9 protein-coding genes are annotated in these 11457 nt (G+C 65.0%); 7 read left to right on the forward strand and 2 right to left on the reverse strand.

Annotated elements, in window-relative coordinates:
- Nucleotides 1-130: 130 nt before the first annotated feature.
- Complete coding sequence (locus QUH67_RS19225) at nt 131-3301, forward strand: Rne/Rng family ribonuclease (RefSeq protein ID WP_300940390.1); 3171 nt, start codon at nt 131-133, stop codon at nt 3299-3301.
- A gap of 109 nt (nt 3302-3410) precedes the next feature.
- On the opposite strand, the gene QUH67_RS19230 is transcribed toward QUH67_RS19225, so the two are convergent.
- Nucleotides 3411-4028, reverse strand: a complete 618-nt coding sequence (locus QUH67_RS19230) for a biotin transporter BioY (RefSeq protein WP_300940391.1) — start codon at nt 4026-4028, stop codon at nt 3411-3413.
- 52 nt (nt 4029-4080) lie between these two features.
- On the reverse strand, nt 4081-5268 hold the full coding sequence (locus QUH67_RS19235) for a pyridoxal phosphate-dependent aminotransferase (protein WP_300940392.1): 1188 nt from the start codon (nt 5266-5268) through the stop codon (nt 4081-4083).
- 228 nt (nt 5269-5496) lie between these two features.
- On the opposite strand from QUH67_RS19235, the gene QUH67_RS19240 reads away from it, so the two are divergent.
- The 6 genes from QUH67_RS19240 (at nt 5497) to accC (ending at nt 11449) form a co-directional block, all read left to right on the forward strand.
- A complete protein-coding gene (locus QUH67_RS19240) occupies nt 5497-6903 on the forward strand; it encodes a M48 family metalloprotease (protein WP_300940393.1) in 1407 nt (468 codons plus the stop codon).
- An 89-nt stretch (nt 6904-6992) separates the two neighbouring features.
- Nucleotides 6993-7760 (forward strand): DsbA family protein, encoded by a 768-nt coding sequence (locus QUH67_RS19245; protein WP_300940394.1) that lies wholly within the window; start codon nt 6993-6995, stop codon nt 7758-7760.
- Nucleotides 7761-7953: 193 nt separating this feature from the next.
- A complete protein-coding gene (locus tag QUH67_RS19250; RefSeq protein ID WP_300940396.1) occupies nt 7954-8718 on the forward strand; it encodes a DUF1236 domain-containing protein in 765 nt (254 codons plus the stop codon).
- 242 nt (nt 8719-8960) lie between these two features.
- Nucleotides 8961-9440, forward strand: a complete 480-nt coding sequence (gene aroQ / locus QUH67_RS19255; RefSeq protein WP_300940397.1) for a type II 3-dehydroquinate dehydratase — start codon at nt 8961-8963, stop codon at nt 9438-9440.
- Between the two features lie 76 nt (nt 9441-9516).
- Entirely contained in the window at nt 9517-10002 is a 486-nt protein-coding gene (gene accB, locus QUH67_RS19260; protein WP_300940399.1) for an acetyl-CoA carboxylase biotin carboxyl carrier protein, read from the forward strand.
- An 85-nt stretch (nt 10003-10087) separates the two neighbouring features.
- Complete coding sequence (accC, locus tag QUH67_RS19265; RefSeq protein ID WP_300940400.1) at nt 10088-11449, forward strand: acetyl-CoA carboxylase biotin carboxylase subunit; 1362 nt, start codon at nt 10088-10090, stop codon at nt 11447-11449.
- Nucleotides 11450-11457: the final 8 nt, after the last annotated feature.

An 11457-nucleotide genomic window follows, 5' to 3' on the forward strand; every position in this document is an offset into this window, starting at 1 on the left:
CGATCGGCGCGGCGCCAAGATGTGCGTTTTGGCCTTCCCCTCACCCCCGAATCAGGTGGACCGTCGCGTCACCGGGCCGCGCTACTTGCGCGCGCCATGCACCGCGCCCGCCGCCGTCAAGAGTTCCAAAATGCCCAACAAGATGTTGATCGACGCCACCCACCCGGAAGAGACCCGGGTCGTTGTGGTCCGCGGCAACCGCGTCGAAGAATTTGATTTCGAGACCGCCCAGCGCAAACAACTCCGCGGCAATATCTACCTCGCCAAGGTCACGCGCGTAGAGCCGTCGCTGCAGGCGGCGTTCATCGAATATGGCGGCAACCGCCATGGCTTCCTAGCGTTCAGCGAAATTCACCCGGATTATTATCAGATCCCGGTCGCCGACCGTCAGGCGCTGATCGAGGCCGATGAACGCGCGCATCGCGAGGCCGAGGAGGAAAGCGAGAATAGGTCGTCCAGCCGCCACCGCGGCCGGTCGCGCCACCGCAATGCCCGTCGCCGCGGCCATGGCGACCGCGTCCAGAGCGGCGTCGTCGAAGGCGCCGGCCAGGACCTCGCGCAGGCGGCCCAGCCCTATGAAGGCGAAGGCGACGCGCATCTGCACGACGGCGCCTATGTCGGCGAAGTGCATCCGCACGATGCCGAGCATCGCGAGAATGATGCTGTGCATCATGAAGACGCGGCGCATGATCACGACGCGCTTGGTCGCGATCACGACCATTCGCACGATCATGATGCTCACCACGACCGCGATCACCACCCCGAACAGGATTCGCAAAGTGCCGACTCACGGGCGGATGCCGCCGGTGAAAACCCGGCCCTGGAACCGGAAACCGGCGCGTCCGCCGGGGTGCCGGTAGAGGCGGCCGCCGCCGAGACGCCGGCCGAAGCCGTGCATGATCTGCACGCCCATGACTTGCACGCCCATGACGAGCATCATGACGACGAACTGGCGCGTGAGAACGCGGCCTATGCCGAGGACGCGGCGCATGTCGAGCACGCCGGTGAGGGATACGCGGTTGCGTCTTCCGACGAAGCCCGAGCGCCCGAGGGTGACGACGACGACGAAGACGACGAGGACGCCGAAGAGGAAGTCGTCGAATCGGTCGGCGGCGACGACGTGCTCGAGGAAGTGCCCGAGCGCGCCTTCCGCCCACGCCGCCAGTACAAGATCCAGGAAGTCATCAAGCGCCGCCAGGTGATGCTGGTCCAGGTCGTCAAGGAAGAACGCGGCAACAAGGGCGCCGCGCTGACAACCTATCTGTCGCTGGCCGGCCGCTACGCCGTGCTGATGCCGAACACCGCCCGCGGCGGCGGCATCAGCCGCAAAATCACCTCGGCCCAGGACCGCTCGCGGCTGAAGGAAGTGGTGCAGGATCTCGACGTGCCGGAAGGCATGGGGATCATCCTTCGGACCGCCGGCGCCGCGCGGACCAAGCCCGAGATCAAGCGCGACTTCGAATACCTGATCCGGATGTGGGAAACCGTCCGCGACATGACGCTGAAGTCGCAGGCCCCCACCCTCGTTTACGAGGAAGGCTCGCTGATCAAGCGTTCGCTGCGCGACCTCTACAACAAGGAGATCGACGAAATCCAGGTTGCCGGCCAGGCCGGCTACGACGAAGCCCGCGATTTCATGAAGATGCTGATGCCCTCGAACGTGCGGGCGGTGAAGCAGTATCGCGACGGCCAGCCGCTGTTCTCGCGGATGGGCGTCGAGAGCCAGCTCGACGCGATGTTCTCGCCGACCGTGCAACTGCGTTCCGGCGGCTACATCGTGATCAACCAGACCGAGGCGCTGGTCTCGATCGACGTCAACTCCGGCCGTTCGACCCGCGAACATCACATCGAGGACACTGCGCTCAAGACCAATCTGGAGGCGTCCGAGGAAGTGGCGCGGCAGTTGCGCCTGCGCGATCTCGCGGGCCTGATCGTCATCGACTTCATCGACATGGACGAGAAGCGCAACAACCGTGCGGTCGAGCGCAAGCTCTCCGACTGCCTGCGGCAGGACCGCGCGCGCATCCAGGTCGGCCGCATCTCGCATTTCGGCCTGTTGGAAATGTCGCGCCAGCGCATCCGCGCCAGCGTGCTGGAAAGCTCGACCGAGCCGTGCGCGATGTGCGGCGGCAGCGGGCATGTCCGTTCGGTCTCGTCGGTGGCGCTGCAATTGCTGCGCGGCATCGAAGAAATCCTGATGAAGGGCGCGACCCACAATCTGGTGGTGCGGACCCGCACCGACGTCGCGCTCTATGTGCTGAACCACAAGCGCGGCCACCTGCGCGATCTGGAAAACGCTTTCAAGGTGTCGCTCGCCGTCAACGCTGATCCGACTGTGGCCGGCCAGCAATCGTTCATCATCGACCGCGGCGAACAGGTGCACACGCTGGAAGCCGCCAAGGCGTTGCTGGTGGCGCAGGCTGCAGCCTCCCCCCCGCAGGTCGAGGAGGCGTATGACGACGACGACGTATTCGACATCGAAACCGAATCCGAAGTCGAAACCGAAGAGACCGAGGGATTGACCGACGATGCCGCCGAGGCAGCCTCCAGTGAAGGCGAAAGCGAAGGCGACGGTCACCGCCGCAAGCGCCGCCGGCGCCGGCGCGGCCGCGGCGAGCCGCGCGATGGCGCCGCTCCGCGCGAGGACGGTGACGCGATGCCCGTTGCCGGCGAGGCCGTCGAAGGCGCGGCCGCCGAAGACGGTGAAACCGATGAGGATGAAGGCGACGAACAGCCCGGCACGCCCCGTGGCGATCAGGCCGCCAATGGCGAGCGACGTCCGCGCCGCCGCGGCCGTCGCGGCGGACGCCGCCGGCGTGGCGGCGAGCTGGAAGACGGACTGGCCGGATCGATCGCAGACGAACTGGGGCCGACACCGGCTCCGGAAGTGACCAGCGCTGTTGCCGATTTCGATGGCGGTTCGTTTGAGCCCGCACCATCGCTGGTGCAGGCCGCCGTTTCGTCCGAACCTGTCTCGCGGCCCACTGAGTTGCCGCAGCCTGCGGCCTACACCCAGCCTGAGCCGGTGGTGGTGAGCACGCCCGTTCCGTCGGCTCCCGCACCGTCCAGTGAAGAAGCCACGCAGGAATCCGAACGCGCCGCGGCGCCGCGGCGCTCGACCGTGCGCGAGAAGGTCAGCTTCGTGACCAGCGCGCCGGCCGAACCGACGCCCTCCGTAAGCCACAGCGCGCCTGAACCGGTCCATTCACCCGCTACGGCCGAGCCGGCGCCAGCGGCATCAGACGAATCTGCGCCGCGCAAGGCGGGCTGGTGGTCGCGGCGCTTCGGCAGCGGCGAGTAAGGATCGGCAGAAAAGAAAACCGCCCGGCGAAAACCGGGCGGTTTTTTTGTACGTCTCGCAGGGATGCGCTCCCTCTGATCGCCGTCGCAGGCGGCGTAGTGGCCGAGGCTCAGCCGCGCGGGTCGAAAAACCGCCGCACCGCCGGTACCAGCGCGGCGCCGAGCGCGTTCTTGATCAGCGACGCCGCGATGAACGGTGCGATGCCCACCAGCCACGCCTTTTCAACACCGAGTTTCATGCCGAACGCCAGCCAGCCGAATCCGGCGGCGAGAATGAGGATGTGTCCGAGCGCCATCGCCACGAACAGCCGAAACACCGACCGGTCCCAGCCGCGCTCCGCCAGCCATCCCGTCACGAAGGCCGCAGCCACGAAGCCGAAGAGATAGCCGGCCGTCGGACCAACCAGCGGCGCGAGACCGCCGACGGGGCCTGCGAACACCGGAAATCCGATCGCGCCTTCGGCGAGATAGGCGACGGTCGTCGCACTGCCGAGCCGCCAGCCATAGGTCGCGCCGATCACCAGCACGACCAGCGTCTGCAGCGTCATCGGCACATAGGGCAACGGGAGATTGACCTTGGCCGACAAGGTCAACAGCGCCGTTCCCAGCACGACCAGAACCACGCTGCGCAACAACGCGGACGAACCGTCGGCGCGATGCGGCCACAGCACGGCGGCAAGCGGATAATGCGGCGACACGACGGATTCAGGCAGGATTCTCGCAGACATGTAGGCTCCGGTTGATGGCAGGTGAGAAAGATTCGGTGACGGACGGACGGCGCTATCCCAGCCAGCGCGCGATGCGCGCCACCGCTTCATGCATCTCCTCGGCAGAGCGCGCGTAGGAGAAGCGAATGAAGTGGCGGCCGTGGATCGGATCGAAGTCGACGCCGGGCGTCGCCGCCACATGCGCCTTTTCCAGCATGCGGCCGGCGAATTCAAAGCTGTCGGCGGTGAAATCCGAAACGTCGGCGTAGAGGTAGAAGGCGCCGTCCGCCGGCAGGAATTTGGTGAGGCCGGCCTTCGGCAGCCCCTCGATCAAGATGCGGCGGTTCTCCTGGTAGCCCCGCTTGATCGCCTCCATCTCCTCGCGGCCTTCAAAGGCCGCTTCAGCCGCGATCTGCGACAGCGTCGGCACCGAGATCGACAGGTTCTGCTGCAACCGCTCGATCGGCCGCACCAGCGGCTCCGGCACCACCATCCAGCCGACCCGCCAGCCGGTCATGCAGAAATATTTCGAGAATGAGTTGATCACCAGCGCTTGCGGTGAAAGCTCCGCCGCCGTCACCGCCGGAAACGCGTAGTCGAGACCGTGATAGATTTCGTCGGAGATGAAGCGGATGCCGGCGCCTTCCGCCGCAGTGATCAGCCCGGTGAGCGCTTCGCGAGACATCATCGTTCCGGTCGGATTGGCGGGACTGCCGACCAGCACGCCTTTCAGCGGCGCCTGGCGGTGCGCGGCCAGCAAGGCCTCGCCGGTCAGCGCATGACGCGTCGCACTCGAAGTCTCGATCAGCACCGGCTCGCAGCCGAGCGCGGTCAGGATGTGCCGGTACGGCGGATAACCCGGCACCGTCACCGCGACCCGGTCGCCCGGCTCGAACATCGACAGGAACGCGAGAATGAATCCGCCCGACGAGCCGGTCGTGATCACGATGCGCTCGGGATCGACCGCACAGCCGTACGTATCGCGATAGTGTTTCGCGATTCGCACGCGCAGCGAGGGAATGCCGAGCGCCGATGTGTAATCGATCCGTGTCGAATCGAGCGCCGCGTGCGCAGCCGCAATGGCGACCTTGGGAGCCGGCGCCGCCGGTTGTCCCACTTCCATGTGAATGACATGGCCGCCGGCGGCTTCGATGCGGGCTGCCGCCGCCATCACGTCCATGACCATGAAAGGCGGAACATCGCTTCGGGCGGAAGGCGTGAGCAACGGCGCCGCGCGGTCTCTAAGTGTCGATTCCAGCATCGATAACTGCTATTTGCACAGGACGCAGCCCATTCAGGTTCCCGACCGGCAACCGCCCCAGACTGGCCGTATTCGGTGGCTTGTTATAACCTTTTCCAGCGAAGCGCTACCGGCTCGGGCGAAAGAAACGCTTTGAACGAGCAGACCGGGACCCGTTTCTGATCTAGTTGAACATCGAACCGGCGACCGGGCAGATCCGGACGTGCCGCCAATCGCCAAAGACCGCTCATGCCGCTCCGTATCGTCTTACGCAAGATGCCACTGAAGTCGACCGCGCTGATGCTGGCGGTCTCGCTCGTCGCTGCGCCGATGGCTGCCGTGGCGCAGCAGGCCAAGGGTCCGCCGGTGCTCCGCGACACCGAGACGGAGCAATTGCTGCGCGAATATACCAGGCCGATCCTGCGCGCCGCCGGCCTGGAAAAGCAGAACATCCAGATGGTGATCATCAACCAGGGCGTCTTCAATGCCTTCGTTGCCGACGGCCGCCGCATCTTCGTCAACTACGGCGCGATCATGCAGTCGGAGACGCCGAACCAGATCATCGGCGTGATGGCGCACGAAACCGGCCACCTCGCCGGCGGCCATCTCGCCAAGATGCGCGAGCAGATGGCGCAGGCCCAGACCCAGATGATCATCGCGATGCTGCTCGGCGCCGGCGCCATGGTGGCCGGCGCGCAAGGCGGCGGTGGCAACAGCGGGCTGGCGAACGCCGGTGCTGCGATGTTCTCGGCGCCCGGCGAAATCATCCGCCGCAACCTGCTCTCCTACGTGCGCCAGCAGGAAGAGAACGCCGACAAGGCCGGCGTGAAATTTCTGAACGCCACCGGGCAATCTTCGCGCGGCATGTATGAGACCTTCAAGCGCTTCACCGAGGAAAGCCTGTTTGCCGCGCGCGGCACCGATCCTTACGTCCAGTCGCACCCGATGCCGTCGCAGCGCGTCGCTGCGCTGGAAGAACTGGCGCGGTCGAGCCCCTACTGGGACAAGAAGGACGACCCCGCCCTGCAGCTGCGACATGAAATGGTGCGCGCCAAGATCTCGGCCTTCATGGAGCGGCAGGAGACCGTGTACCGGCGCTATCCGCTGTCCAACAACAGCCTGCCGGCGCGTTATGCCCACGCGATCTCGACCTACCTGCATGGAGATTTGCGCAGCGCGCTTTCCCAGATTGACGCGTTGATCCAGCAGCAGCCTAACAATCCGTATTTCCACGAGGTGCGCGGCCAGGCGCTGCTCGAGGGCGGCAAGCCGCAGGAGGCGATTGCGCCGCTACGCAGGGCAGTGCAGCTTTCCAATAATTCCCCGCTGATCGAGATGATGCTCGGACAAGCCCTGGTGGCGACCAACAACAACGCCTACACCGACGAGGCCATCTCCATCCTCCGTGCCGCGGTCGCGCGCGAGACCGAGGCCCCGCTCGGCTACATGCAGCTCGCAATGGCCTATGGCCGCAAGGGCGACTACGCCCAGGCGGATCTGGCATCCGCGCAGGCCGCGTTTCTTCGCGGTGACAACAAGACGGCGCGCGACCTGGCGTCGCGGGCAAAGACGCGTTTCGCCATCGGGACGCCCGGATGGGTGAAGGCTGACGACATTGTGAGCGCCAAGCCGCTGCCCGGCCAGAAGAGCAACTAGAAATCACCCGCTTTCGGCTATATTCCGGCATATTCTCCGGGAGCCGGCTCAGCAGAATTGCCCGGGACCCGCCGCATAAGGATTAACCGATGTCCTCGTTCCGTTTCCTGACTTCCACGTTGTTCGCCCTGGCGCTATGCGGCGCGCCGGTATCCGCTTCCGCGCAGAGCTTCAATGACGCGCAGCGCAGCGATATCCAGAAGATCGTGCGCGAATACCTGATCGCAAACCCCGAAGTGCTCGAAGAGGCGATGACCGAGCTCGGCAAGCGCCAGGCCGCCGCGGAAGCCGCCAAGCACGAAGCCGGCGTCGCCAAAAACGCCGACGCGATCTTCAACTCGGCGCGCAACGTCACGCTCGGCAACAAGGACGGCGACGTCACCTTCGTCGAGTTCTTCGACTACAATTGCGGCTACTGCAAGCGCGCGATGACCGACATGATGGAGTTGATGAAGTCCGATCCGAAGCTGAAGGTGGTGCTTAAGGAGTTCCCGGTGCTGGGCGCGGGCTCGGTCGAGGCCGCCCAGGTCGGCGTCGCCATCCGGATGCAGGATCCGTCCGGCAAGAAATATCTCGACTTCCACCAGAAGCTGCTCACCGGCCGCGGCGCCGTCGACAAGGCGCGCGCGATGGCGGTCGCCAAGGAAGTCGGCCTCGACATGGCGAAGCTGGAGAAGGATCTTGCCAGCGCCGAGGTGCGCAACACGCTGGAGGAGAATTTCAAGCTCGCCGAAGCGATGGGTATGAACGGCACGCCGAGCTACGTGATCGGCAAGCAGGTCGTGATCGGCGCGGTCGGCGTCGAGAGCCTGCGCGAAAAAATCAGCAATGCCCGTTGCGGCAAGGCGACCTGCTGAGGACTTTGCCAATAGCCCACCCGCGACGAAGGCCGGCCTGACAGCCGGCCTTTTGTTTACGGTGCCAAACATCCGCATCAGTTCACCCGGCATTCACAAAACAAACCCCTCGGAACCGCCGATCCGCCGGAACATCAGACACCTCCTCACGTTGTCGGTCGGGCAATGCAGAAACATGTGAGGAGACATTCTGATGAACAATCGCTTTTTGATTTCGGTCGCGACCGCGGCTCTGATCGCGGGAACGGGTTTGGCCAACGCGCAGGGCACGGGCGGCGGCGCAGGGTCGGCGGCACCCGCGGCGCAGCAGAGCGCGCCACCTTCCGGCGGTGCCTCGTCCGGCGGCGCGATGCAGCGTGACACCGGCGGCAGCTCCGGCATGAAGGGCGCTGAATCCGGCATGAAGGGTGAATCGGGCATGAAAGGCTCCGAGCCCGGCATGAAGGCTTCTGATTCGACCGATAAGGCACCGTCCGGCAGCAAGAGCGCGCAGGACGGCAACCGGATGCAGGGCGAGAAGTCCAAGAGCATGCAGTCGGAAACCGATTCCAAGGGCGGCAAGGACATGAAGGCCGACGGCCGCGACAGCAAGGGCGGCACCACGACCACTGAAAGCCGCGACGGCAAGACCGACACCAAGTCGGGCACGGCTGCCAGCGATACCAAGTCGCAGACCACGGGCAACGCCGCCACCTCGGCGACCGCTGCTCCGCCGGCTGAAAAGCGTACCCAGATCAACACCGCCATCAGGTCGGCGAAGATCCAGGAAACCACCAACGTGAACTTCAATATCTCGGTCGGCACCGCGGTGCCCGCGTCGGTCCGCTTCCACCCGCTTCCGCCCCGGATCGTCGAGATCTATCCGGAATGGCGCGGCTATGAAGTGATCCTGGTGAATGGACGCTACGTCATCGTCCGCCCGCAGACCCGCGAGATCGTCTACATCATCGAGGGCTGACGAACTTCGGTCGCAGATTCTTCGCGCAGCAATCGGGGGTGGGCAGAGATGCCCGCCCCCTTTTTCTTGCGAACCCAATGTCCAAAAATTGGTTAACGAATGATTTCCACAGGTTCCGCGCGGGTTTTTACGAATTGGATGAGGCATTTGGGCGGCATTCCGGCCGACCGGAAGGCTTCCCCTTGGCCGCGTTGTTACCTATAACCCCGCGACCTGCACCACCCCTCTTTGCTGGAATCCGGATGGCCCAAGGAAGCGCCCAAGCCCCCGCCGCGACGATCTACGTCCTCAACGGCCCGAACCTCAACATGCTGGGGACGCGCGAGCCTGAAACCTATGGCCATGCGACGCTCGCTGATGTTGAAAGACTGTGCGTGGAAACCGCCGCGCAGTTCGGGCTCAAGGCGGATTGCCGCCAGTCGAACCGCGAAGGCGAATTGATCGACTTCATCCACGAGGCGCATGCCAAGAAGGTGGCCGGCATCATCATCAATGCCGGCGGATATTCACATACCTCGATCGCGTTGCACGATGCGCTGGTGGCAGTGAAGATCCCCACGGTGGAAGTGCATGTCAGCAACATCCACGCCCGCGAGAGCTTTCGTCATCACTCCTACACGGCCATGGCCGCGTTTGCCTCGCTTTGCGGCTTTGGCATCGACGGCTACCGGCTCGCAGTATCCGGCCTTGCCGCCAAGCTCGGCGCCAAGACCAAGACCTAACGTCAAACCTGACGTCGACCGACACCACGCCTGACGCTTCAGCCGTCACCCACATCGAGAATTCCGGATCAAGAGCATGGCCCGCCAGCCCGACAACAAGTCAGCGGACAAAACAGCCGCAAACCTCAAAAGCGACGACAGCGCGCTCATTCGCGAGCTTGCCTTGCTGCTGGATGAGACCAGCCTGACCGAGATCGAAATCGAGCGCTCCGGCCTGCGGGTGCGGGTCGCCCGCAACGTCACCGTGTCGGCGGCGATGCCGGCGAGCTATCAGCCGGTGGCCGCCGCAGGCGCCGCCCCCGCGGCGGGCGCAGATCTGGCCAAGCACCCGGGCGCGGTCCCCTCGCCGATGGTCGGCACCGCCTATTGGGCGCCCGAGCCCGGCGCCAAGCCGTTCATCGACGTCGGCAGCAAGGTATCGGCCGGGCAGACGCTGCTGATCATCGAAGCCATGAAGACGATGAACCAGATTCCGTCGCCGCGCGCGGGCACCGTGACGCAGATACTCGTCGAGGACGGCCAGCCGGTCGAATTCGGCGAGCCATTGGTAATTATCGAGTAGAGCGCGAACGGCGAGTAGCGAATAGCGAATGGGTATCTCCCACTAATTCGCTACTCGCCATTCGCTACTCGCCTGCGGGGACTGCATGTTCGACAAGATTCTCATAGCCAATCGCGGCGAGATCGCGCTCCGCGTGCTGCGCGCGTGCAAGGAGCTCGGCATCTCCACGGTCGCGGTGCATTCGACCGCCGACGCCGACGCCATGCATGTGCGGCTCGCCGACGAAAGCGTCTGCATCGGGCCGCCGCCGTCGAAGGATTCCTATCTCAACATCCCGGCGCTGCTCGCGGCCTGCGAGATCACCGGCGCCGACGCCGTGCATCCCGGCTACGGCTTTTTGTCGGAAAACGCCCGCTTCGCCGAAATCCTCGCCGAGCACAATCTGCATTTCATCGGCCCGAAGGCCGAACACATCCGCCTGATGGGCGACAAGATCGAGGCCAAGAAGACAGCCAAGCGGCTCGGCATCCCCGTCGTGCCCGGCTCCGACGGCGCGGTTTCCCCCGAAGACGATGCGCTGGCGATCGGCAAGGCGATCGGCTTTCCGGTGCTCGTGAAGGCGGCCGCCGGCGGCGGCGGGCGCGGCATGAAGGTGGCGCACTCCGCCGACGACCTGTTGATGGCTCTGTCGACCGCGTCCAACGAAGCCAAGTCGGCCTTCGGCGACGCCTCGGTCTATCTCGAGAAATACCTGCAGAAGCCGCGTCATATCGAGATCCAGATTCTCGGCGACGGCCGGGGCGGTGCGATCCATCTCGGCGAGCGCGATTGCTCGCTGCAGCGCCGTCACCAGAAGGTCTGGGAGGAAGGCCCCTCGCCCGTGCTTTCCGCCGCCGCCCGCGCCAGGATCGGCGAGACCTGCGCCCAGGCGATGCGCGACATGAAGTATCTCGGCGTCGGCACCATCGAATTCCTCTACGAGGACGGCGAGTTCTATTTCATCGAAATGAACACCCGCATCCAGGTCGAGCATCCCGTCACCGAGAGCATCACCGACATCGACCTCGTGCTGGAGCAGATCCGCATCGCCGCCGGCGGCGACCTGCCCGCCAAGCAGGAAGAGATCGCCATCATCGGCCATGCCATCGAATGCCGCGTCAATGCGGAAAATCCGCAGACCTTCCGGCCCTCGCCCGGCAAGATCACGCAATTCCATCCGCCCGGCGGGCTCGGCGTGCGGATCGATTCCGCCGTCTATCAGGGCTATGTCATTCCGCCCTATTATGATTCGCTGGTCGGCAAGCTGATCGTGCACGGCAAGACCCGCGCCGAATGCCTGATGCGGCTGCGAAGGGCGCTCGACGAGATGGTGGTGGACGGCATCGAGACCACCCTGCCGCTGTTCCGGGCGCTGGTCCGGGAGGCCGACATCATCAACGGCGACTACCACATCCATTGGCTTGAGCAGTACCTCGCCGGCCAGCCGGCAGATGGCCAGGCGCGGTAGCAAAATCC

This window comes from Bradyrhizobium roseum (assembly GCF_030413175.1).
Lineage (GTDB): Bacteria > Pseudomonadota > Alphaproteobacteria > Rhizobiales > Xanthobacteraceae > Bradyrhizobium > Bradyrhizobium roseum.